We start from the raw sequence: 25,054 nt of genomic DNA, 5'->3' as shown, positions 1-25,054 counted from the left end.
GCGTCATACGAATTGGGTCTAAAGGAGAATTTTTTATGAATAATTATATGTGGGATACACCTGAGAAACTACGAGCACTATTATGTGAAATTGTCAGCTGGGAAAGTAGAACGTTGACTGAGGGTGAAACAGAATTTGCTTACAAATTACAAAGCAAACTATTAACGATTCCATATTTTGAACAACATCCTGAGCTTATTGAATTGCATGATGCAGGTCTTGGTAGAAATGCTGTTACAGCGTTGTATAAGCATCCAACTGCAACTGAAACCGTTGTATTAATCAGTCACTTTGATACAGTGCATACGGAGGAGTATGGTGAACTAGAGCCATTAGCTTGTCAACCAGAAGCGTTAACAAAAAAATTAATGGAGCCTAAATATAAAAAAGATTTACCAGAGGCAGCTAGAATTGATTTAGAATCAGGGAATTATTTATTTGGCCGTGGCACAATGGATATGAAAATGGGACTTGCCTTACATATGCAGCTCATTGAAAAAGCAAGCTTTGAGCAATGGCCGATTAATTTAATTTTAACGGCTGTTCCTGATGAGGAAGTAAACTCTGCGGGGATGCGAGCTGCTGTTGTAGAGCTTGTTCGAATTCGTGAACAGCACGGTTTAACATATAAACTATTTTTAAATAGTGAGCCGTCTTTTTCACAAGGCCCGTCTGACATTAATGAATATATTTATTCAGGAACAATTGGCAAAATTATGCCTGCCGCTTTGTTTTATGGCAAAGAAACGCATGTTGGTGAACCATTGAAGGGGATGACTGCGAACTTTATTGCATCCTATATGACACAGCATATGGAATGGAACCCTCTTTTCCGTGAAACCGATTTAGGAGAGAGCACACCACTGCCAGTATCGTTACAATTAAAAGATTTGAAAATGGAATATTCGACACAAACACCGTATCGTGCGGCTGCTCTTTATAATGTGTTTTTGTTAAAGCGCACAGCCTCAGAGGTGATGGATATTTTTGAACAGGTGGCTGTAGAAGCGATGGCTGCCTGTAACCAACAATACCAACAAATTTGTATGCGAGAACAAGTACAGGGCGTTGGACAAGTAAAAGTATTACGTTATGAGGCACTGCTTGAGCATGCGATTGGCAAATTAGGTGTGGAAGAAGTACATGCTATCAAACAGCAAATCTTGCAGCATCGCACATGGGATGACCGTGAAAAATCAATTCGAATTGTTGATCAATTGATGATTCGCTGTCAGGAGCTAGCACCGGCAACAGTGCTGTTATATGCACCGCCATATTATCCTGCGATTAATGCGTCCAATCATCCACTTGTGATAGAAGCGATTGATTTGATGAAGAAAACAGCACAAACATTTGATATTGAGGTAGAGCAAATTCATTATTTTAACGGTATTTGTGATTTAAGCTATGTCAACTATACAGATGAGTCCAATGAATGGCTCGCATTTGAGCGCAATACACCTGTATGGGGAGATACGTATAGCATTCCATTTAAAGAGATGGCTGCATTACAAGGCCCCGTTTTAAACGTTGGTCCTTTTGGTAAAGACGCCCATCAAAAAACAGAAAGGCTACATGTGGATAGTGCGTTTAAAGAAATGCCTGTGATGCTTGCTACACTTATTAAAAGCTTATTTTAATGGACATAGCTTAAAAGCTGTATGTCATTAAAGAAAAAGACTACAGTGGAATTTTTCATCTCCACTTGAAGCTGATACTTTTTGAAGGTATCAGCTTTTTTAGTTTTTCATTTACAAAAGGTTTGCTATATATTGTTAGAAAACGTTGCTATAAAGGGCTTTCCTCTGCCCTTAGGTTGCTTAAATTGTAACGACAGTGTTACAATATAGTCTAGTCAAAAAGAGCCAAGGAGGCATTTCTATGTCAATTGAATTAAACAATGAATTCGGCCAAATTGATATTGCAACAGATGTACTTGCACAAATTGCTGGTGGTGCTGCTGTAGAATGCTACGGAATTGTTGGCATGGCATCTAAACATCAAATTCGTGATGGTTTAACTGATATTTTACGTAAAGAAAACTTCGCAAAAGGTATTGTAGTTCGACAACAAGACGACGGTTTACATATTGATATGTACATTATTGTGAGTTATGGAACAAAAATTTCAGAAGTTGCTTACCAAGTACAGTCCAAGGTGAAATACACAGTAGATAAAACATTAGGAATGAGCGTTACATCTGTCAATATCTTTGTGCAGGGCGTTCGTGTAGCGAATTAAGAGGAGGAACTAAATCGAATGCAGTCTTTAGACGGTATAAAGTTTGCTGAAATGGTACAAATGGGTGCGCATCACCTCTACCAAAATGCAAATTATGTAGATTCATTAAATGTTTTCCCAGTACCTGATGGTGATACAGGTACAAATATGAATTTATCAATGACATCTGGTGCAAAGGAAACAGAGCTTTTGGCCTCAGAGCATATTGGTAAAACAGCACAAGCCTTATCTAAGGGGCTATTGATGGGTGCGCGTGGAAATTCAGGCGTTATTTTATCTCAATTATTCCGTGGCTTTGGAAAGTTTATTGAAAAAGAAGCAACAATTGATGCGAAAGGCTTGGCAGGAGCCTTCCAAGCAGGTGTTGATACAGCATACAAAGCTGTTATGAAGCCTGTAGAAGGAACGATTTTAACGGTAGCACGTGAAGCGGCTAAAAAAGGTGTAGAGGTGGCAGAAACTGAAACCGATATCATTGCCGTAATGGAAGCCTTTACAGCAGAAGCGAAGGCATCACTTGATCGTACACCTGACTTGCTACCAGTTCTAAAAGAGGTTGGTGTTGTGGATAGTGGCGGTCAGGGCTTACTATTTGTTTATGAAGGGTTTTTAGCTTCCTTAAAAGGCGAGGCTCTTCCTGAGAAAAATGATGCAACACTAGATGATCTAATCAATGCAGAGCATCATCGAGCACAGGATTTTATGAACACGGCAGATATCGAATTTGGCTATTGTACAGAAATAATGGTGCGCTTAGAGGAAGGAAAAGAGCCTTTTGATGAGGAGCAATTCCGTAACGAATTAAATCCTTTAGGTGACTCATTACTCGTTATTTCGGATGAAGAAATTGCTAAAGTGCATATCCACTCTGAGCAACCTGGCTCTGTTTTAACGATCGGACAAAAATATGGCAGTCTTATTAAGATAAAGATTGATAATATGCGCGAGCAGCATTCAGCAATTGTTGGTGATGAGCATAAAGCGCCAGCGCCTGCCAAAAAGGTAGAAAAACATCCATACGCGATTGTAACGATTGCTATGGGCGAGGGTGTAGCAGAATTATTGCGCTCTATCGGTGCTTCCTATGTCATTGAAGGCGGTCAAACAATGAATCCGTCTACAGAAGACATTGTCAAAGCAGTGCAAGAAATTGGTGCAGAAAAAGTATTAATTTTACCGAACAATAAAAATATAGTGATGGCGGCAGAGCAAGCTGTGGAACTTTTAGAAATAGAAGCAGCAGTAGTGCCTACGAAGACGATTCCTCAAGGGATGGCAGCAATTTTAGCGTTTAATCCAGATGCAGCGGTGGAGCTTAACCAGCAAACGATGATAGAAGCATTTGCCAATGTTAAAACAGGTCAAGTAACATACGCTGTACGTGATACATCGATTGATGGAGTCGCCATTCATAAAGGTGACTTTATGGCATTAGCAGAAGGAAAAATTGTGCTATCTACACCGGCATTAAAGGATGCTGCTGAAAAGGTTATTGCCGATTTAGTAGATGAAGACGCAGAAATCGTTACCGTTATTTATGGTGAGGATACAACTGAGCAGGATGCTTCACAATTGGTTGAATGGATTGAAGGACATTATCCAGATGTAGAAGTTGAATTATTTAATGGCAAACAAGCATTGTATCCATATATCATTTCAGTAGAATAATTACATGCAATTTTATTATTGAGAAAGCAGTGCACGAGATGTGTACTGCTTTTGTTTGTGTTAAAAAATTTTTAGATAACGACAGTGATGAATACCTGCGAAATAGGAGCGTACGCCTATAATGGATACAAAATATGGGAATATCAAAAATTTAAATAATTTGTATACTCGGGGTGGACAGGGAGATAAACCATATATAGGTTAATCATGGTAATGATAGTGATTTTCTGAAAGTTGATAAATTAAATGCTTTACTTTTATAGTAAATATCAAGCATTATATAGTTAAAATATATATTCTATAAATAAAGCAGAGGGGTGTTTTTATGAAGTTCACTTCAGTATTTGATATTATTGGACCAGTTATGATTGGGCCTTCCTCCTCTCATACGGCAGGTGCTGCTCGAATTGGGCGTGTTGCACGAGATTTATTTGGAAGACAACCTAAATGGGCAAAAATTCATTTATATGGATCGTTTGCAGAAACGTATAGAGGGCATGGAACAGATGTTGCTATAATTGGTGGTTTGCTAGATTATGATACGTATGATGAACGTATTAAAACAGCGTTTGAAGGTGCGGAAAAGGCAGGATTATCCTTTGAGTTTATTCCAGAGGAGGCGCACAAAGATCATCCAAACACAACGCGTATTGTGATGGGCGATGATGAAGGGGAAATGAGCGTTGAAGGAATTTCGATTGGCGGAGGAAAAATCGAAATTAGCGAGGTCAATGGCTTTAAGCTACGTTTAACAGGTGGTATGCCAGCTATTCTTGTAGTCCACGATGACCGTGCAGGGTGTATTGCAAATGTAGCAAATTGCCTAGCCATGCATAATGTCAATATCGGGCATATGGAAGTGTCACGTATAGAGCGTGGATTAACGGCTCTTATGGTGATTGAAGTTGATCAAAACATTGAGGATAAAGTGCTACAGCAAATTTCACTAATACCATATATTACAAAAGTATCGAAAATTAATAATTAAGGAGGTGCTTCACGATGGACGTATTATTTCATAATGTTCGTGAGCTTGTAGAACGAGCAGAGCAAGAAGAAAAATTAATATCAGAAATTATGATTGAGCAGGAAATATTAATAACGGGCAGAACGCGTGAAGATGTTATTCAGCAAATGGATCGCAACCTTACAGTAATGGAGGAGGCGGTTGAACGTGGCTTACAAGGTGTACAATCTGTTACAGGTTTAACAGGTGGGGATGCTGTGCTGCTACAAAATTATATCGCACAGGGTCATTCACTGTCAGGCGATTTATTATTAGATGCCGTGAGTAAAGCGGTTGCTACAAATGAAGTAAATGCAGCGATGGGTACAATTTGTGCTACACCGACAGCAGGTTCGGCGGGCGTTGTACCGGGAACACTTTTTGCAGTGAAAAATAAGCTTAACCCAACACGTGAGCAAATGATTCGTTATTTATTTACTTCAGGTGCATTTGGCTTTGTTGTGGCAAACAATGCTTCTATTTCAGGTGCAGCTGGTGGCTGTCAGGCTGAGGTTGGTTCAGCCGCTGGGATGGCAGCCGCAGCAATTGTGGAAATGGCAGGAGGTTCACCACAGCAATGTGCTGAAGCCTTTGCGATTACTTTAAAAAATATGCTTGGTCTTGTCTGTGATCCTGTTGCAGGTTTGGTGGAGGTGCCATGTGTCAAACGTAATGCAATGGGCGCTGCTAATTCACTGGTAGCAGCAGATATGGCGCTTGCAGGTGTATCCAGCCGCATTCCATGTGATGAAGTAATTGGTGCAATGTATCGTATTGGACAATCAATGAGTCCGAACCTGAAAGAAACAGCGCGAGGCGGTCTAGCTGCAACTCCAACAGGAAAAGCTATTAGTAAAGCAATTCTTGAAAACGGTGGATTACAAAGTATTAAAGCTATGCAATAAAGCTGATGAAACATGCTATCTTATATAGGTAGCATGTTTTTGTATAATGATACAGGATGGAGCATTTTCAATATGGAGATTACTAATTTACAACATTTAACAGAACAAGCGATAAAGGATAGACGCTATTTGCATCAGTATCCAGAGCTTTCTGGCCAAGAGTATGAAACAAGTCGATTTATTCGAAAAAGATTAGAGCAGCTTGCTATCGAAATTTTAGACTATAATTCTCCTAGTGTTGTAGCAATGATTAATGGTACAAAAGGAACAAAGACCATTGCTTTAAGAGCAGATATTGATGCATTGCCAATCGTAGAAGAGGGTGATAAACCTTATAGCTCTAAGAAGCCAGGTATTGCTCATATGTGTGGTCATGATGGGCATACAGCGATTTTATTGGCAGTGGCAGAGTGGATTACATTAAACAAGGAAAAAATTGAGCCAAATATTATGCTGATTTTCCAATCGGCTGAGGAAATTACACCAAGTGGGGCTGATGCTTTAATTCAACAAGGTGTGCTAGAGAATGTTGATACTATTTTTGGTATCCATTTATGGCAGGGGCTAGAAAAAGGAAAAATAGGCTTAGCACATGGTCCCATGATGGCATCTGTTGATGATTTTAATATTGTTATTCAAGGGTCTGGTGGGCATGGGTCAATGCCACATGAAACCATTGACCCTATTTATATTGCAAGTCATTTAATGCAAGCTTTTCAAGGCATTATTAGCCGAAACATCAATCCAATTGAGGCAGGTGTTATTACAGTAGGCAATATGCAAGCAGGTACAACGTATAATATTATTCCAGATACAGCAAAGCTAAGTGGAACAATTAGAGCATTGACCCCCGAAACTGTCAACACGATTCAAACAAAAATGGTGAGCTTAACAGAGGGTATTTGTCAGACATTTGGTGCACAGGGGAAAATTGAATTTATTTTAGGTACACCGCCACTTATCAATGATTCACACCAATCACATATGGTAGCATCAATTGTAGCTGAAAAGTTTGGTGCAGATGTATTTGAACTAGTGCCTCCTGTGATGGGCGGTGAGGATTTTTCTTATTATTTACAGCATCGACCTGGTGCTTTTATTTTTGTTGGGATGGGTGGCGAGAAAAGCCAGTATCCACATCATCATCCAAAATTTGATATAGATGAGGATGTATTCCCTGATGCGATTCGACTCTTTATTGAAATGATTATGCATCATCATTCTTAGTAGGCTTTGAATAGGGAAAGATGCTAGATTTATGATACATTGAATATAGGCTAAGACGGCTACATAGTTAGAAAAAATAATGAAGGGAGTTGTGGAATGAGGTGACTGATGTATATAGTCCCGTCACCGAATTAAAGGGCATCGGGAAAGAAACCGCAGCACATCTTGAGGCACTTGGCATCCATACGATCACCGATTTATTATGGACATTTCCACATCGCCATGAGGATTTTCGTTTAAAAGATTTAGCACAAACGCCACATAATGAACGTGTTACTGTTGAGTGTAAAGTGGAACGTGAGCCAACTGTATTATTTTTAGGGCGCAATAAATCACGGTTACAGGTTACAGTTTTAGCGGGACGTCATTTAGTAAAAGTTGTGTTTTTCAATCAGGGCTACTTAAAGCAAAAGCTTATACCTGGTACTATTATTACAGTAACAGGGAAATGGGATCGTGGCAGACAGGTCATTAATGGGACGTCTATAGTATTTGGTCCTAAGACAGATCAGATGGACTTTGAACCTGTTTATAGTTTGAAAGGGTTAATTCCACAAAAAAGATTTCGTAAGTATATGCGTCAAGTATTAGATGACTTTGGGGCAGAGCTGCCAGATGCTCTTCCACGGCATTTACAAGATGCTTATAAGCTTGTGTCTATGCGTGAGGGCTTAGAGGGCGTGCATTTTCCACTTGATGCTGGGCATGCTAAGCAAGCAAGACGACGCTTTGCCTATGAGGAGCTATTAAACTTCCAACTACGTATTCAAGCATTACGAAAAATGCGTAAAGATAGTGAACACGGGACTGTTATCCAATTCGATGTGCATAAATTACGGGACTTTATTGCTTCATTGCCCTATGAATTAACAAATGCACAAAAGCGTGTGGTCAATGAAATTTGTAAGGATTTAAAGGAGCCACATCGTATGAATCGCTTGCTGCAGGGGGATGTAGGGTCAGGGAAAACCGTAGTAGCAGCAATAGGTCTATATGCTGCAGTAACAGCAGGCTTTCAAGGCGCATTAATGGCTCCTACTGAAATTTTAGCCGAGCAGCATTTAGAAAATTTACTAGAGTGGCTTCAGCCCTTTGGCGTTCGTGTAGCCCTGCTATCAGGGTCAACGAAAACAAAGGAACGACGTACTATTTTAGAGGATTTAGCAAATGGCAATATTGATATTATTATCGGTACACATGCATTGATTCAGCCTGATGTTGTATTTAAAAGGTTAGGCTTTGTTATTACAGATGAGCAGCATCGCTTTGGTGTTGAACAGCGTCGTATATTGCGAGATAAGGGCGAAAATCCAGATGTGCTTTTTATGACCGCTACGCCAATACCAAGAACACTTGCCATTACAGCATTTGGGGAAATGGATGTATCGATGATTGATGAAATGCCAGCAGGACGCAAACAAATTGAAACACATTGGATGAAAAAGGAGCAGTTTGGCTCAGTGATGGCAAAGCTGGAATTAGAGCTAGCAGCAGGACGACAAGCCTATGTGATTTGTCCACTTATTGAAGAATCTGATAAGCTCGATGTTCAAAATGCTGTTGATATTTATGAGCAGCTAGCGACTTATTTAAAGGAACGCTTTTCTGTCGGTTTAATGCATGGACGTTTATCGACAGCTGAAAAAGATATGGTTATGCGTTCTTTTAGTGAAGGTACAATTCAAGTATTAGTTTCGACAACAGTTGTTGAAGTTGGCGTGAATGTACCAAATGCCACCTTTATGATTGTCTATGATGCTGAGCGCTTTGGTTTAGCGCAGTTGCATCAGCTACGTGGGCGTGTAGGACGAGGTGAGCATCAATCGTACTGTATTTTACTCGCTGACCCTAAATCAGATGAGGGCAAAGAGCGGATGCAATCTATGACAGAAACAAATGATGGCTTCCGCCTCGCTGAAAAGGACTTAGAATTAAGAGGTCCGGGCGATTTCTTTGGACGTAAACAAAGCGGCTTGCCAGATTTTAAAGTTGCTGATTTAGTACATGATTATCGTATTTTGGAAACCGCTCGTAAAGATGCAACAGAACTGCTTGAAACAGATGCATTTTGGCATGGTCGCGATTATCAATATTTACGTGAAATGTTAGAGGAAAGTGGCGTTTTACAAGGAGAGCGCTTTGATTAATGTACCTAACTTAGAATGTAAGCACTTGATTGCAAAACAAGTCTTGCATTCTTTTTTTAACCTCTATATACTGATATTAGTACCAAGTGCTAATAACAACTCAAAAGGTGGCGAATGATGTTGAGAAAAACGAAAAAAGAGCGACAGCGACTCCTAACTGAAACAATAGCTGAAAATCCATTCGTCACAGATGAACAGCTAGCAACAAAGTTTCAGGTAAGTGTCCAAACCATTCGCTTAGATCGTATGGAGCTATCAATTCCAGAGCTTCGAGAGCGAATTAAAGATGTTGCTGCTAAAAACTATGAAAATGAAGTAAAATCTCTACCGATTGATGAGGTTATCGGAGAAATTGTTGATATTGAATTAGATCATCGAGCCATATCGATTTTTGATGTAAAGGAAGAGCATGTGTTTCAGCGAAATGGCATTGCACGTGGGCATCATTTATTTGCACAAGCCAATTCCTTAGCGGTGGCTGTTATTAATGATGAGCTAGCGTTAACTGTACATGCCAATGTGACGTTTGTGCAACCTGTTCGTGCTGGAGATCGTGTTATTACAAAGGCGATAGTCATCGACCAAGATGATAAAAAGCATCGTACAAAAGTAGAGCTAACGTCTACCGTTAATGGTGAAACCGTTTTTGTAGGTGAATTTGATATGTACCGTACGAAAGGTAAAGGTGAGTAATAATGAAACTAGCGCTTGATGGAATGGGTGGCGACAACGCACCAAAATCAGTGATTGAAGGTGCATTTTTAGCATTAGAGCAAATTCCTAACTTGGAAATCCAATTATATGGTCAGCAAGAAAAGCTTGAACCTTTTTTAAAAAAGCATGATCGCTTAACAGTTGTGCATTGTGAGGAAGTTGTAGAAGGAACAGATGATCCAGCGCGTGCTGTTCGACGAAAAAAGGATTCCTCTATGGCACGTATGATGGATGCCGTTGATAAGGGAAGCGCAGACGCTTGTCTATCTGCTGGGAATACAGGTGCTTTAATGGCAGGTGGGTTATTTAAAGTAGGACGTATTGAAGGGATTGCTAGGCCAGCTTTAGCAACAACATTGCCAACACTTGATGGTAAAGGCTTTTTAATGCTTGATTTAGGCGCAAATGCAGATGCCCGACCAGAGCATTTAGTGCAATATGCCATTATGGGTGATATTTATGCGAAAAAGGTTAGCGGCATCTCAAAACCACGTATTGGCTTATTAAATATCGGTACGGAGGATAAAAAAGGCAATGAGCTAACGAAAGCAGCCTTTGAATTACTAAAGGAAGCCGATTTGAATTTTATAGGCAATGTTGAGGCACGCGATTTACTTGAAGGTGTGGCAGACGTTGTTGTGACAGACGGCTTTACAGGAAATATGGTGTTAAAGTCTATTGAAGGAACGGCGGGAGCGTTGTTTTCTATGTTAAAAGAGGCATTTATGTCCTCGACTAAAACAAAAATCTCAGCAGCACTAATGAAAAATAATTTGCGTGACTTAAAGCATAAAATGGACTATACCGAATATGGCGGTGCAGGATTATTCGGCTTACAGGCACCTGTCATTAAGGCGCATGGATCGTCCAATGCAAAGGCAATTTTTAGTGCGATTCGTCAAGCCAATACAATGGTAGAGCATACCGTTATTTCAACAATTACAGAAACAGTACGTCATTTAGAAATTGATTAATAAAGGGGATTATTTACATGACGAAAATAGCTTTTATTTTTCCAGGACAAGGCTCTCAAGTAGTCGGTATGGGGCAAGAGTTTGTTGATAATGCAGCAGAGAGCAAAGCGTTTTATGAGCGTGCAGATCAAGCATTGCACTTTGAGCTATCGAAGCTAATGTTAGAGGGACCTGCTGAGGAGCTAACATTAACGTATCATGCACAGCCAGCCTTGCTGACTACAGGTGTGATGGTGGCAGAGAAGCTACGTGCAGCAGGTATTCAGCCTCATTATGCAGCAGGGCATTCACTTGGGGAATATGGTGCACTAGTGATAGCAGGTGTACTGTCATTTGATGATGCTGTATCAATTGTGCATAAACGTGGGCTATATATGAATGAAGCGGTACCTGCTGGACAAGGGGCAATGGCAGCTATTTTAGGTATGGAGCTTGAAGCATTACATAACGTAACAGCGCAGGTTTCAGCGGAAGGTGATGCCGTACAGGTTGCCAATGTTAACTGCCCTGGACAAATCGTTATTTCAGGTACAAAAGCTGGTGTTGACAAGGCATCAATTGCTGCGAAGGAAGCAGGGGCAAAGCGAGCAATACCTTTAGTTGTTAGTGGTCCATTCCATTCAGAGCTTATGCGCCCATCATCAGAAAAGCTACAGGAAGCGTTGGCACATATTACGCTATCCGCTCCGCAAATTCCTGTGATTGGAAATGTTGAGGCGAAGGAATTACAGGATGTGCCTGCTATTCAGCGTGAGCTTGTGGAACAAGTATATAGTGCGGTGCAATGGGAAGCATCTATGCGTGAAATGATTGCGCAAGGTGTGGATGTCTTTATTGAATGTGGGCCAGGTAAAGTATTAACAGGCTTATTGAAAAAAATCGATCGCTCTGTTGCTGCATATTGTGTTTATGATGAAGCATCATTACAAGCGGTTGTAGAAGCGTCAAAGGAGTGGTCAATTAATGCGTAAATTAGAGGGAAAAGTAGCTGTCGTGACAGGAGCTTCACGTGGTATTGGGCGTGCGATTGCCTTAAAGCTTGCGGATGAAGGTGCAAAGGTTGTGGTCAATTATAGTGGCTCACAAGCAAAGGCGGAAGAAGTTGTAGCAACGATTCAAGCAAATGGCGGTGAAGCTATTGCTGTACAAGCTAGTGTAGCACAGACAGAAGAAGTAACAGCATTAATGGATACAGCTGTTAAAACATTCGGCTCTCTTGATATTTTAGTCAATAATGCGGGTATTACAAGAGATAACCTGCTTATGCGTATGAAGGAAGACGAATGGGATGATGTCATGGATACAAACTTAAAAGGTGTATTCCTTTGTACAAAAGCGGTGACACGTCAAATGATGAAGCAGCGTGCAGGACGTATTATTAATATTTCATCGATTGTAGGTGTAGCTGGTAATGCAGGACAAGCAAACTATGTAGCGGCTAAGGCAGGCGTTATTGGACTAACAAAAACGACTGCAAAAGAATTAGCTTCTCGTAATATTTTAGTCAATGCGATTGCCCCAGGCTTTATTGAAACAGAAATGACAGATCAGCTACCAGAGGATATTAAGCAAGGGATGCTGACACAGATCCCACTTGCGAAGCTTGGCCAGCCAGAGGATATTGCAAAGGCTGTTGTATTCCTTGCATCGGATGACGCTAACTATATGACAGGACAAACGCTTCATATTGATGGCGGTATGGTGATGTAATTTCAATTAGGCATAAACGCTGATTTTTTGTATAATCATTTGAGGGGAGGTGAATCAATTGTCTACAGTATTAGAACGTGTAACAAAAGTAATCGTGGACCGTTTAGGTGTTGAAGAAAGCGAAGTAACGCTTGAAGCTTCTTTCCGTGATGATTTAGGTGCTGACTCATTAGACGTAGTAGAGCTTGTAATGGAGCTTGAAGACGAATTCGATATGGAAATTTCTGATGAAGATGCTGAAAAAATCTCAACAGTAGGTTCTGCTATTTCATACATCGAAAGTAAATTAAACTAATTTCGTTAAAACTTTATTTAGTGAATGATATCGCCTCTATTCATTTGATGGTCATCGTAATGATGTAATGGTTTTATGGTAGCTTGAATAAAGTAGAAATTATTTTTCTGCTTTTACTTGATAGAAGAAGCAGATTCAATGAATGAAGATGTATTTAAAGGGGACGAAATGGATCATTTTTGATCTATTGACGTCCCTTTTTTATATTGAAAATCAATTACGTTTCAGCTTGAACATTGTTTATTTATATAGGCAGATAAATAATGTATTCGGATTTTTATCTTAGTTCAGCGGGCGTATAGACACCCACTAAGCAGAGCCGAGATAAAAAACGTTTATCCTCTCCCAGCAGAGAAAGGGGTCTTCTGTATCTGCTGCTACCGCCTTGCTTTCGCACAAAAAAATTTGTCGCTTCGCTTTCGATACGAAAAGAATTAGCTGAAATAAGATCAATTTTCGGAAAAATTGCCAAAACATTGGATTTTAGCCGAAATACTTTTGCATAAACGCCCTGAAAAAGGTACACTAAAAACGGTAGAAACTATTAGGAAGGCAGATTGTTCAATGGCTATGAAAAGAAAAGGAACTATGCAGAAATCTGGCGTACTTCCTGAAAAAGTACGCAAACAATTCGAGCTATTACAGCATGAATTAAATATCACATTTATTAATAAAAGTTTATTGTATCAAGCATTCACACATTCATCCTATGTGAATGAGCATCGCCGTAAGTTATTTACGGATAATGAGCGTCTTGAGTTTTTAGGGGACGCGGTACTTGAACTGTCTGTTTCTAAATATCTTTTTGAGAAATACCCGAATATGAGTGAAGGTGAGTTAACAAAATTACGAGCATCCATTGTTTGTGAGCCATCACTTGTTATTTTTGCAAATGAATTAGGATTTGGACGCTTTGTTTTACTTGGAAAAGGTGAAGAGCTTACAGGTGGACGAGAGCGCCCAGCATTGCTTGCAGATGTGTTTGAATCATTTGTAGGTGCATTGTATTTAGATCAAGGTTTACAAACAGTTGTAGCATTTTTAGAACGTATTGTGTTCCCGAAAGTAGAAGTTGGTGCTTTTTCGCATGTGATGGATTTTAAAAGTCAATTGCAAGAAATGGTACAGCAAACCAATAATGGACTGCTACATTATGAGATTATTGATGAAAAAGGACCAGCTCATAACCGTACATTTGTATCCAGTGTATTATTAAATGGACAAGAATTAGGCGTTGGTCGTGGAAAGTCCAAAAAAGAAGCCGAACAGCAAGCCGCACAAAGTGCCATGCAAACAATGCGTGAAGAAGCGGCAAAAGAGGAGGCTTAATAGATGTTCCTAAAACGACTAGAAATGATTGGCTTTAAATCTTTTGCAGAGCGCATTGGCATTGATTTTGTACCTGGTGTTACAGCAGTTGTCGGACCAAATGGCAGTGGTAAAAGTAATGTCACTGATGCGATTCGTTGGGTACTTGGGGAGCAATCGGCAAAGTCGTTACGTGGAGCAAAAATGGAAGATGTTATTTTTGCGGGAAGTGACTCTCGTAAGCCACTTAATTTTGCAGAGGTAACACTTGTATTAGATAATACAGACGAGCAACTTGCTTTTTCTTATACAGAAGTCAGTGTAACAAGACGCGTATACCGTTCAGGTGATAGTGAATATTTATTAAATAACCAACAGTGTCGCCTGAAGGATATTACGGACTTGTTTATGGATTCAGGACTTGGCAAAGAAGCATTTTCAATTATTTCACAAGGCCGTGTCGATGAAATTTTAAATAGCCGACCTGATGACCGACGTGCTATTTTTGAAGAGGCAGCTGGCGTATTAAAGTATAAAATAAGAAAAAAGAAGGCAGAGCATAAGCTTGTTGAAACAGATGAAAATTTGTATCGAGTATTAGACATTCTCCATGAATTAGACAACCGATTAGAGCCGCTTGAAATGCAGGCATCTAATGCAAAAGACTATGTACAAATGTCTACCGAGTTAAAAGATTTTGATATTGCGATTCTTGTGCATGATTTTAACAATTGTGCACAATCTTTGCATGCACTGAAAGCTGAATTTACAGAGCTGTCTGCTACAGAACAGAAACAAGCACAAAATATTGCAGCTATTGATAAGCAGACAACAAATATCCGTAAGCTATTAACAGAACTTGATACGTATTTGGATACTGCACAGGCTGAGCTTGTTGCTGCAACAATGGAGGTAGAGCGCTGGGATGGACGCAAGGCATTAATGGCTGAAAAGCGGCAAAATGCCTCCAATCAACTACAGCAGCTGCAAGGAGCCTTACAAGAGGCAAAGGCAGAGGTAGAAACACTGCTTGTGCAAGAGCAGGATAAAAAGGAGCAATTCTCTGAAAAGCAGCAAGCAGTTTTAACGCTTAAGCAAAGCATTAAGCAGCTAGAGCAATCATTAAATCGCTCAGTAACAGAAATTGAACAAGAAATTGAAGACTATAAAAATCGTTATATTGATTCATTAAATGAAGAAGCAACCATTAAAAATGAATTAAAAAATATTGATCAGCAGTTAACACAGCATAAGGCAATGGCAGCGCGAATGTCTGACCAAACAGATGAAATTGGGCAGGAGCTTATGCAAATTATTGCTGAAAAAGATAAGTTAGTCGCTACTTATACAACAACAGTGAACAACCTACAGGAAAAACTCGAACAGCATGATGCCTTACAACTACAATTAAAAGATAGTAATGCTAGCTTTACTGATAAGCAAGATATGCTTTATAAGGCATATCAGCATCAACAGCAGCTCAAGGCTCGAAAGGATACACTTGCTGAGCTGGAGGCAGATTTTTCAGGCTTTTTCCAAGGTGTCAAAGAAGTCTTACTGGCACGTGATAAAGGTGAATTACAAGGTATTGAAGGCGCTGTTGCTGAGTTAATCCAAGTGGAGGGAAAGTTTTCACAAGCTATTGAAACCGCATTAGGTGCAGCCTCTCAGCATATTGTGACAACGAATGAACGTCATGCACAGCAGGCGATCCATTGGTTAAAGCAAAAAAGGGCTGGGCGAGCTACTTTTTTACCAAAGACGGTTATGAAGTCACGCAAAATTAATATAGCAACCATCCAACTGGCAACAGAGCATCCAGCGTTTATTCAAATGGCAGATGCCCTTGTAACATTTAATGAGGCTAATCGAACAATTGTTGAAAACCTTTTAGGTAATGTTATTGTAGCAGCAAATTTAGAAGGAGCTAGCCAAATTGCCAGATTATGTGGGTTCCGTTACCGAGTTGTGACACTTGATGGGGATATTGTCAATGCAGGTGGTTCACTAACAGGAGGTGCAAGCAAACAGCAATCTTCCCTTTTCTCAAGAAAAGCTGAGCTAGATGATTTAATTGTTAAGCTAGAGTCGTTACAGAATTCCATTTACAGTGCTGAACAGGCTGTTGCGGCAGAGAAGGAAAAGCTTGCAACATTGAGAGAGCAGGTAGAGCAACTAAAGCTTGAGAGCGAGCAACTACGAAAAGCTGAAATGGAGCAGGCTGGGCGTATTCGTGAGCTTGAGGCAATTGAAAAAAGCTTATCAGCGCGTGTATCCTTTGCCTCAACTGAAACGCAGGATGTAAAAACGCGTGAAGAAGCATTGCTAACACAAAAACAAATAGCAACAGAGCGATTACACGCACTTGCAGCCGAGCTTGCTGACATTAATCGAACAGTAGAGCAATTAACAAAGGTCAAACTGCAAAGTGAAACGGAGAAAGATGTACTACGTGAGCAGCTAGCTGAAAAGCGTTCACAATTAGCTGTTATGCAGGAACAAATGTCACAGGTGCAAATTGCAACAGCAGAGATAGCACTGCAATTAAACAAAGCACAACAAAAAGTCGAAAATATTTCTCAGGAAATAGCATGGCTTCAATCTGATGCATCGACAAATCATTTAAGTGATGAAGAAATTGACGAGCAGGTTGTACAATGGAAGGCAACAAGAGATACGCTTCAAGCAACGATTTCTCAGAAAAAAGAAGACAAAGCAAAGCAACAGCAGGAGCTTGCAACATTAGAGGAGCAGTTGAAGGAAGTGCAACGTATTCATAAAGGATACCTTGAAGCAATACGTGCCAATGAGTTGAAACGAAGTCGTTTAGAATTTGAAATGGATAATTTCCAAGAGCAGCTTGAGGAAAATTATCAGCTCACAATCGAGGATGCAGAGGCAGAGGCTCTTATGATTGAGGATGAGGAGCATGTACGCCGACGTGTAAAGCTGCTTAAAAAATCAATTGAAGAGCTAGGCCCTGTTAATATTAGTGCGATTGAGGAATATGAACGAGTGCTTGAGCGTCATACCTTCTTAACAGAACAGCGTGAGGATTTACTTGCTGCACAGGAAACATTACATGAAGCGATTAAAGAAATGGATGAAGAAATGACATTGCGCTTTAGTGAAACGTTTTATGCGATTCGTGAGCAGTTTAAACAGGTATTCCGTGAATTATTTGGTGGCGGGCAAGCCGATTTAGTATTAATAGACCCACAAAATTTACTAGAAACAGGTATTGAAATTGTTGCACAGCCACCAGGGAAAAAGCTGCAAAATTTAAGCCTGCTTTCTGGTGGTGAACGTGCACTAACAGCTATTGCTTTATTGTTCTCGATTTTAAATATACGCCCTGTTCCATTTTGTATTCTCGATGAGGTGGAGGCAGCGTTGGATGAAGCAAATGTTGTTCGTTATAGCCAATATTTGAAAAAATTTAGCCGTGATACACAATTTATTGTTATTACACATCGTAAAGGAACAATGGAGGGAGCCGATGTTCTGTATGGTATAACAATGCAGGAATCAGGTGTATCCAAGCTGGTATCAGTCAAATTAGAAGATGAACCCGTACTTGCGGAGCAAAGGAGCAAACAAGGATGAGTTTTTTTAAACGTTTAAAAGATAAATTAATAGGCAATCCAGCAGAGGAAGAAAAACTGCAAGAGCAAGAGCTTGAGCAGGATGCCGAACAGCAAGAGCAGGCAGAGTCTAGTGAGCCTGCTACGATTGAAGTGGAAACGGTGGAAGCACCTGACGCAGTGTTGCCAGTAATCGACAATGAGCAGGAAGAGGAACCTCAGGCTGTTGTGGAGGAGCAGCAGGAAGTACAGGAGCTAGCGGTTATTGAGGAGGAGCCAGTGGAAGAGAAAAAGCCTTCTGCTTGGTCTATTACTCAAAAATTCAAGGCAGGGCTTGAAAAAACTCGTAATTCCTTTACATCTAAAGTCAATGACCTTGTTGCACGCTATCGTAAAGTCGATGAGGACTTCTTTGAGGAATTAGAGGATTTATTATTACAAGCAGATGTTGGCTTTGAAACAGTGATGGAACTGATGGATAAATTACGCTTTGAGGTTCAACGTAAAAATATAAAAGATACAAATGGCATTCAAGCTGTTATTTCTGAGAAGCTTGTCGAAATTTATGAGCAAGGTGAGGACGATTTAATTGAGCTAAATATGCAGCCTGATGGTGAGCTAACAGTTATATTATTTGTTGGTGTAAATGGTGTTGGGAAAACAACAACAATTGGCAAGCTTGCTCATCGTCTAAAATCTCAAGGGAAAACGGTTGTGTTAGCAGCAGGTGATACATTCCGTGCGGGTGCGATTGATCAATTGCAAGTATGGGGAGATCGAGTTGACTGCGAGGTTATTAAACAATCAGAGGGCTCTGACCCAGCAGCTGTGATGTATGATGCGATTCGTGCAGCCAAAAATAGAAAAGCAGATGTGTTAATTTGTGATACGGCTGGACGCTTGCAAAATAAAGTAAACTTAATGAACGAGCTTGAAAAGGTGCATCGTGTTATTTCACGAGAAATTCCAAATGCACCACATGAGGTCTTATTAGCATTAGACGCAACGACAGGCCAGAATGCACTTGTACAAGCACAAACATTTAAAGAAGCAACAAATGTAACAGGGATTGTATTAACGAAGCTGGATGGTACAGCTAAGGGCGGTATTGTACTGGCAATTCGTCACAAGCTGCATATTCCAGTAAAATTTGTTGGTCTAGGTGAGAAAATGGATGATTTACAGCCATTTGATGCAGAACGCTATGTTTATGGTTTATTTGCAGAGGGTTTAGATAAAGAGCTACAAAATAGCGAAGATTAATTGTCATAACTGCGATAAAGCGCTTGGGCTGTAGGAAAGGTGAATGACCTTGTTGAAAGAGGAAATACTAGCGGACGGTACGCTACAATGAAGACTTTTAGACAAGGAGATTACCTTGACACAGATGGGCGCTTTTCGTTATGATACAAATGACTAATAGCGGGAGGAGAAATATTCGATGCTACTTGAAAAAACAACACGCATGAACTTTCTCTTCGACTTTTATCAAGCATTATTAACAGATAAGCAAAGAAGTTATATGGAGCTCTATTATTTAGATGATAATTCACTAGGAGAAATTGCTGAATCCTATGGAGTTTCACGTCAAGCTGTTTACGATAATATTCGTCGAACAGAGGCGATGCTTGAGGAATATGAAGAAAAATTATGTTTACTTGAAAAATTTCAACAACGTACCCAAATGCTTGCACAGCTAACAGAGGGGATTACGAAACAAAGTATGACAATGGAAGAGCAGCTAGCGCTTATTGAACAGTTGAAAGAATGGGATTAGGAGGCGAAGGCAATGGCTTTTGAAGGATTAGCGGAACGACTCCAAGGAACGATCCAAAAGATTAAAGGCAAAGGGAAAGTATCAGAGCAAGATGTAAAAGAAATGATGCGAGAAGTCCGATTTGCTTTAATTGAGGCGGATGTTAACTTAAAAGTAGTCAAAGAATTCGTAAAAAAGGTGAGTGAGCGTGCTGTTGGTGTAGATGTTATGCAAAGCTTAACACCAGGTCAGCAAGTCATTAAAATTGTACAGGATGAATTAACAGCATTAATGGGTGGCGAACAAAGCCCCATTAAATTTAATACAAAGCCGCCAACTGTTATTATGATGGTTGGGCTGCAAGGTGCAGGGAAAACAACAACTACAGGTAAACTGGCGAATATTTTACGAAAAAAATATAATCGTAAACCATTACTAGTTGCCGCTGACGTTTATCGCCCAGCAGCTGTTCAACAATTACAGACGTTAGGGAAACAGTTATCTTTACCTGTTTTTTCGTTAGGCACTGATATATCCCCTGTGGAAATCGCACGGCAGGCAATGGAGAAAGCGAAAGAAGAGCATCATGATGTCGTGATTATTGATACAGCGGGTCGTCTGCATATAGATGAGGACTTAATGCAGGAATTAAAAGATATTCGTGCATTAAAAGAACCAGATGAAGTATTCCTTGTGGTCGATGCAATGACAGGTCAGGATGCTGTCAATGTAGCAGAGAGCTTTAATGAAGCAATCGGTATTACAGGGGTCGTGTTAACAAAGCTTGATGGCGATACACGTGGTGGTGCAGCACTCTCCATTCGTTCCGTTACAGAGAAACCAATTAAGTTTGTCGGAATGGGCGAAAAAATGGATGCGCTTGAGCCATTCCATCCAGAGCGTATGGCATCACGTATTCTTGGCATGGGTGATGTGCTATCACTTATTGAAAAAGCACAAGCAAATGTGGATGAGGCAAAGGCGAAGGAACTTGAAGAAAAATTCAAATCCCAAACCTTTACATTTGATGATTTTGTAGAGCAATTACAGCAAGTAAAAAAAATGGGCCCATTAGATGAAATTTTAAAAATGCTTCCAGGCGCTAACAAAATAAAAGGCTTAGATAATGTAAAAGTAGATGACAAGCAAATGGGTCGTGTAGAAGCCATTATCTATTCAATGACGCCTGCTGAAAAGACCAACCCAGAGATTATTAATGGTAGCCGTAAAAAGCGTATTGCAAAAGGCTCAGGAACGTCTATTCAAGAGGTTAATCGTTTACTTAAGCAATTTGATGATATGAAAAAAATGATGAAGCAAATGACTGGTATGGCGAGTGGCAAAGGAAAGAAAAAAATGAAATTACCAGGCCTTGATTCATTGTTTAAATAATAATTTATAGGTGTTAAGAAAAAACACTTTACAAACAACCTAAACATTGATAATATACTATCTTGTGTGAAACTTATTCGGAGGTGCTATTAAAATGGCAGTTAAAATTCGCTTAAAACGTATGGGAGCTAAAAAATCTCCTTTCTATCGTATCGTAGTTGCAGACGCTCGTTCACCACGTGATGGTCGTCAAATTGAAACAGTAGGTACTTACAACCCACTAACTCAACCAGCTACTGTAAACATTGATGAAGAGAAAGCTCTTAAATGGTTAGCTGACGGTGCAAAACCATCAGATACAGTGCGTAACCTGTTCTCAGAACAAGGTATCATGGAAAAATTCCATAACCAAAAATTCAGTAAATAATCGGGGGCGACGTCTTTGAAGCAGCTGATTGAAGCAATCGTTTTACCACTAGTCGATTATCCACAGGAAGTTCGTATTGAAACGGATGAAAATGCAAATCGAATTGTTTATAAACTTTTTGTTCATCCAGAGGATCGAGGGAAAGTCATAGGCAAGCAAGGGCGAGTAGCGAAAGCAATTCGTACAATTGTTTATTCAGCGGCAGGTAGTCACCATCAAAAGAAGACCTACGTCGATATATTGGATTAATAGAAAAGATTTTGTCATGTTTAGCACAAGTTTTGAAACGTTCAAATAGCTATTGTTAGATAGTTGGAGCGGACTTGTATGGCATGTATAAAATCTGGACGAAGGAGGAGGGAGCTTGTTGGTTCCTTCCTCTTTTTAGCATAGGAGTACGTTTTAATTGAGGTGATAGTTGAATGGAATGGTTTAATGTAGGGCGTATTGTCAATACACACGGCATTCGTGGTGAAGTGCGTGTTTTATCGACAACAGACTTTGAAGAAGAGCGCTTTGCGGTGGGTAATAAACTCGCTGCCTTTAAAAAAGACGATAAAAAGCCAACATGGGTAACAATTGAAGCTGTACGCCGTCATAAAAACTTTATTTTATTAACATTTGAAGGCATGAACAATATTAACCTTGTCGAGCCATTTAAAGAAGGTATGTTAAAAATCACAAAGGATCAAATGACAGATGATTTACTTGAAGAAAACGAATATTTCTTCCATGAGATCATCGGCTGTACAGTAGTTTCTGAGGAAGGTGCAACAATTGGTATTGTAGCTGATATTCTTCAAACGGGAGCAAATGATGTCTGGGTAGTGAAAGGCTCAAAAAAAGAGCATTACATCCCTTATATAGAAGATATCGTAAAAGATATCGATGTGGAGGATAAGAAAATTGTTATCCATGTGATGGAAGGTTTATTATGATGAATATTCATGTTTTAAGTTTGTTTCCTGAGATGTTCTCAGGTGTCTTTGGGGCATCTATCTTAAAAAAGGCACAGGAAAAGGGTGCTGTAAAGCTAGAGGTAACAGATATACGTGCGTTTTCAGGGAACAAGCATCATCAAGTTGACGATTATCCATATGGTGGCGGCGCAGGTATGGTATTAAAGCCTGAGCCGATGTTTCAGGCTGTTGAGGCAATTACAGCTGGCAAACAACCACGTATTATTTTAATGTGTCCTCAAGGTGAACGCTTTACACAAAAAAAAGCAGAGGAACTGGCGCAAGAAAAAGAACTAGTCTTTTTATGTGGTCATTATGAAGGCTATGATGAGCGCATTCGCCAGCATCTTGTCACAGACGAGATTTCCATTGGAGATTTTGTTTTAACGGGTGGAGAGCTAGGAGCAATGACGGTTATTGATAGCGTAGTACGGCTACTACCAGGCGTATTAGGTCAGGAGGATTCACACATACAGGATTCCTTTTCAACAGGCTTGCTAGAGCATCCTCATTATACACGACCAGCAGAATTTCGAGGGATGAAAGTGCCTGATGTTTTATTATCAGGCAATCATGCTAAAATTGCACAATGGCGCGAGGAGCAATCACTGCAAAGAACATTTGAGCGCCGACCTGACCTTTTAGAGCATTACCCATTAACAGACAAGCAAAATTTATATCTAGAAAAATTAAAAAACAACAATAAAGATGCTTGATTGCTTGCTTTATTTATGATAACATCTAATCTGTACTTCTATGTGAAGTGCTGAATTACGGTGTTCCGCTGTGGCATAAATTGCGTGCAAGAGCATCTGTCTAAGGAGAGAAAACACAATGTCAAACATTATTGCAGAAATTACAAAATCTCAGCTTCGCACTGATCTACCAACTTTCCGTCCTGGTGATACTGTTAAGGTACACGTGAAAGTTGTAGAGGGTACTCGTGAGCGTATCCAAGTTTTCGAAGGTGTCGTAATTAAACGTCGTGGTGGCGGAATTAGCGAAACTTTCACAGTTCGTAAAATTTCTTACGGTGTAGGTGTTGAGCGTACATTCCCTGTACACACACCAAAAATCGCTAACTTAGAAGTTGTACGTCGTGGTAAAGTACGTCGTGCTAAACTTTACTACCTACGTAACCTACGTGGTAAAGCTGCTCGTATTAAAGAAATTCGATAATTATGGTTTAAAAGGGAGGGGCTTGTACACAAGTCCCTTTTCTTTTTGCTTGTCATCTTAATTTACTATCATCTAAAATAGTGATAGACAAGGGGGCAGTGCTCGATGGAAAAACAAGTAAAAGAAAAAAATGAGTTATGGGAATGGACAAAGGCACTATTAATTGCATTTGCGATTGCAGCAATTATTCGATATTTTTTATTTACACCGATTGCGGTTGATGGAGAGTCTATGATGCCAACCCTTGAAGATGGCGATCGTATGATTGTCAACAAAATTGGTTATAAAATAGGTGAGCCAAAACGCTTCGATATCGTAGTCTTTCATGCACCTGAGCAAAAGAATTACATAAAGCGTGTTATTGGATTGCCAGGGGATACGTTAGAATATAGAGATGACCAATTGTATATTAATGGTGAGCCGATAGATGAACCCTATTTAGATGCCTATAAAGCACAAGTGACTGGGGGAACCTTAACAGAAGATTTTACTTTAAAGGATATTGATGTTTCCTTAGATACGATTCCTGAAGGGTATGTTTTTGTTATGGGGGATAATCGTCGAAATAGTAAAGATAGTCGCCATATTGGTCTTGTTGAACAAAAGGAAATTATCGGTAACACTAGTTTGATTTTCTGGCCGTTTAGTGACATAAAAATTGTAAAGTAATACAAGAAAGGGAGCGCAATCACTCCCTTTTTCTGTTAGTTTAGGAGGTATGAATGTGACGATACAATGGTTTCCAGGGCATATGGCAAAGGCCAGACGTGAAGTAACGGAAAAATTAAAGCTTGTTGATATTATATTTGAATTAATTGATGCACGTTTACCTCTATCTTCTCGTAATCCAATGATTGATGAGGTGATTCATCAAAAGCCTCGTTTATTAATTTTAAATAAAGCTGATATGGCTGATGAGCATGAAACACGTAAATGGGTAGAGTATTTTGCACAGCATGGACATAAAGCGGTAGCGATTAATTCACTTGAAGGCAAGGGCTTACAGCAAGTCACGAAAGCAGCACAAGAAATTTTAAAAGAAAAGTTCGACCGTATGAAAGCGAAGGGGATGAAGCCAAGAGCCATTCGTGCAATGATTGTTGGTATACCGAATGTTGGTAAATCCACCCTTATTAATCGCTTAGCGAAAAAGAACATTGCGAAAACAGGCAATACGCCAGGTGTTACAAAAGCACAGCAATGGATTAAGGTCGGAAAAGAGCTAGAATTATTGGATACACCAGGAATTTTATGGCCGAAATTTGAGGATCAAGAAGTAGGCTATAAATTAGCCTTAACAGGCGCTATTAAAGATACCATTACCAATATGGAGGATTTAGCAGTTTACGGCTTGCGCTTCTTATCTATTCATTATCCAAAACGTATGGAGGAGCGTTATGGCTTTGAGTTCCTCCAGGAAGATTTAGTAGAAACTTTTGACCATATTGGCAAGCTGCGCCGTGTCTTTGGAGCAGGCGGAGAAATTGATTATGACCAAGTCGCGCAACTAATTGTGCGAGATATTCGTGGGTTGCAATTAGGAAAGCTAACATTTGATTTTGTGAATGAACAGCTAGAAAAAGAGGCATTATCAGAGCAATAATTTGTATATGGTAACTGTA

At 39.8% G+C, this 25,054-nt stretch carries 24 protein-coding genes; all 24 read left to right on the top strand.

The window, feature by feature from the left end:
- The first annotated feature begins 35 nt into the window (after positions 1-35).
- Positions 36-1,640: a M20/M25/M40 family metallo-hydrolase gene (locus ACIQVU_RS03240; RefSeq protein ID WP_340804693.1), complete on the top strand. Its 1,605-nt coding sequence runs from the start codon at positions 36-38 to the stop codon at positions 1,638-1,640.
- Between the two features lie 241 nt (positions 1,641-1,881).
- On the top strand, positions 1,882-2,241 hold the full coding sequence (locus ACIQVU_RS03235; RefSeq protein ID WP_340804695.1) for an Asp23/Gls24 family envelope stress response protein: 360 nt from the start codon (positions 1,882-1,884) through the stop codon (positions 2,239-2,241).
- Between the two features lie 18 nt (positions 2,242-2,259).
- Positions 2,260-3,909, top strand: coding sequence for a DAK2 domain-containing protein (locus ACIQVU_RS03230; RefSeq protein ID WP_340804696.1), 1,650 nt, complete (start codon positions 2,260-2,262; stop codon positions 3,907-3,909).
- Between the two features lie 325 nt (positions 3,910-4,234).
- A complete protein-coding gene (sdaAB, locus tag ACIQVU_RS03225) occupies positions 4,235-4,897 on the top strand; it encodes an L-serine ammonia-lyase, iron-sulfur-dependent subunit beta (RefSeq protein ID WP_340804697.1) in 663 nt (220 codons plus the stop codon).
- A gap of 14 nt (positions 4,898-4,911) precedes the next feature.
- Complete coding sequence (gene sdaAA / locus ACIQVU_RS03220) at positions 4,912-5,820, top strand: L-serine ammonia-lyase, iron-sulfur-dependent, subunit alpha (RefSeq protein ID WP_340804699.1); 909 nt, start codon at positions 4,912-4,914, stop codon at positions 5,818-5,820.
- 72 nt (positions 5,821-5,892) lie between these two features.
- Positions 5,893-7,047 (top strand): M20 metallopeptidase family protein, encoded by a 1,155-nt coding sequence (locus ACIQVU_RS03215; protein WP_402893825.1) that lies wholly within the window; start codon positions 5,893-5,895, stop codon positions 7,045-7,047.
- A 101-nt stretch (positions 7,048-7,148) separates the two neighbouring features.
- The gene (recG, locus tag ACIQVU_RS03210; protein WP_340804702.1) at positions 7,149-9,194 is read left to right on the top strand and encodes an ATP-dependent DNA helicase RecG; all 2,046 of its coding nucleotides are present in this window, start codon (positions 7,149-7,151) and stop codon (positions 9,192-9,194) included.
- Between the two features lie 120 nt (positions 9,195-9,314).
- The gene (gene fapR, locus ACIQVU_RS03205; RefSeq protein WP_340808533.1) at positions 9,315-9,887 is read left to right on the top strand and encodes a transcription factor FapR; all 573 of its coding nucleotides are present in this window, start codon (positions 9,315-9,317) and stop codon (positions 9,885-9,887) included.
- Between the two features lie 2 nt (positions 9,888-9,889).
- On the top strand, positions 9,890-10,882 hold the full coding sequence (gene plsX / locus ACIQVU_RS03200) for a phosphate acyltransferase PlsX (RefSeq protein WP_340804703.1): 993 nt from the start codon (positions 9,890-9,892) through the stop codon (positions 10,880-10,882).
- A gap of 17 nt (positions 10,883-10,899) precedes the next feature.
- On the top strand, positions 10,900-11,853 hold the full coding sequence (gene fabD, locus ACIQVU_RS03195) for an ACP S-malonyltransferase (RefSeq protein WP_340804704.1): 954 nt from the start codon (positions 10,900-10,902) through the stop codon (positions 11,851-11,853).
- Positions 11,846-12,592: a 3-oxoacyl-[acyl-carrier-protein] reductase gene (gene fabG / locus ACIQVU_RS03190; RefSeq protein ID WP_340804705.1), complete on the top strand. Its 747-nt coding sequence runs from the start codon at positions 11,846-11,848 to the stop codon at positions 12,590-12,592. The genes fabD and fabG overlap by 8 nt, the downstream gene beginning before the upstream one ends.
- 58 nt (positions 12,593-12,650) lie before the next feature.
- The gene (acpP, locus tag ACIQVU_RS03185; protein WP_036124798.1) at positions 12,651-12,887 is read left to right on the top strand and encodes an acyl carrier protein; all 237 of its coding nucleotides are present in this window, start codon (positions 12,651-12,653) and stop codon (positions 12,885-12,887) included.
- A gap of 564 nt (positions 12,888-13,451) precedes the next feature.
- A complete protein-coding gene (gene rnc, locus ACIQVU_RS03180; protein WP_340808534.1) occupies positions 13,452-14,216 on the top strand; it encodes a ribonuclease III in 765 nt (254 codons plus the stop codon).
- A 3-nt stretch (positions 14,217-14,219) separates the two neighbouring features.
- The gene (gene smc, locus ACIQVU_RS03175; RefSeq protein ID WP_340804706.1) at positions 14,220-17,801 is read left to right on the top strand and encodes a chromosome segregation protein SMC; all 3,582 of its coding nucleotides are present in this window, start codon (positions 14,220-14,222) and stop codon (positions 17,799-17,801) included.
- A complete protein-coding gene (gene ftsY / locus ACIQVU_RS03170; protein WP_340804707.1) occupies positions 17,798-19,042 on the top strand; it encodes a signal recognition particle-docking protein FtsY in 1,245 nt (414 codons plus the stop codon). The genes smc and ftsY overlap by 4 nt, the downstream gene beginning before the upstream one ends.
- A gap of 178 nt (positions 19,043-19,220) precedes the next feature.
- On the top strand, positions 19,221-19,556 hold the full coding sequence (locus tag ACIQVU_RS03165; protein ID WP_340804708.1) for a putative DNA-binding protein: 336 nt from the start codon (positions 19,221-19,223) through the stop codon (positions 19,554-19,556).
- 12 nt (positions 19,557-19,568) lie between these two features.
- Entirely contained in the window at positions 19,569-20,927 is a 1,359-nt protein-coding gene (ffh, locus tag ACIQVU_RS03160; protein WP_340804709.1) for a signal recognition particle protein, read from the top strand.
- A gap of 94 nt (positions 20,928-21,021) precedes the next feature.
- The gene (rpsP, locus tag ACIQVU_RS03155) at positions 21,022-21,294 is read left to right on the top strand and encodes a 30S ribosomal protein S16 (RefSeq protein WP_004269411.1); all 273 of its coding nucleotides are present in this window, start codon (positions 21,022-21,024) and stop codon (positions 21,292-21,294) included.
- Between the two features lie 15 nt (positions 21,295-21,309).
- Positions 21,310-21,543: a KH domain-containing protein gene (locus tag ACIQVU_RS03150; RefSeq protein WP_053993900.1), complete on the top strand. Its 234-nt coding sequence runs from the start codon at positions 21,310-21,312 to the stop codon at positions 21,541-21,543.
- A 173-nt stretch (positions 21,544-21,716) separates the two neighbouring features.
- Positions 21,717-22,232: a ribosome maturation factor RimM gene (gene rimM / locus ACIQVU_RS03145; protein WP_340804710.1), complete on the top strand. Its 516-nt coding sequence runs from the start codon at positions 21,717-21,719 to the stop codon at positions 22,230-22,232.
- Positions 22,232-22,969: a tRNA (guanosine(37)-N1)-methyltransferase TrmD gene (trmD, locus tag ACIQVU_RS03140; RefSeq protein ID WP_340808535.1), complete on the top strand. Its 738-nt coding sequence runs from the start codon at positions 22,232-22,234 to the stop codon at positions 22,967-22,969. Before rimM ends, trmD begins: the two co-directional genes overlap by 1 nt.
- Before the next feature lie 118 nt (positions 22,970-23,087).
- On the top strand, positions 23,088-23,432 hold the full coding sequence (gene rplS / locus ACIQVU_RS03135; protein WP_053993902.1) for a 50S ribosomal protein L19: 345 nt from the start codon (positions 23,088-23,090) through the stop codon (positions 23,430-23,432).
- 105 nt (positions 23,433-23,537) lie between these two features.
- Positions 23,538-24,101: a signal peptidase I gene (gene lepB / locus ACIQVU_RS03130; RefSeq protein ID WP_340804711.1), complete on the top strand. Its 564-nt coding sequence runs from the start codon at positions 23,538-23,540 to the stop codon at positions 24,099-24,101.
- Positions 24,102-24,156: 55 nt separating this feature from the next.
- Positions 24,157-25,035 carry a ribosome biogenesis GTPase YlqF gene (gene ylqF, locus ACIQVU_RS03125; protein WP_402893813.1) on the top strand — a complete coding sequence of 293 codons (879 nt, stop codon included), beginning with the start codon at positions 24,157-24,159 and terminating at the stop codon, positions 25,033-25,035.
- Positions 25,036-25,054 lie beyond the last annotated feature (19 nt).

Origin of the sequence: Lysinibacillus sp. NPDC098008 (genome assembly GCF_044760715.1) — a bacterium.
GTDB lineage: Bacteria > Bacillota > Bacilli > Bacillales_A > Planococcaceae > Lysinibacillus.
The sequence above is the reverse complement of the archived record's forward strand: the minus strand, read 5'-3'. Positions and strand labels throughout refer to the sequence as shown.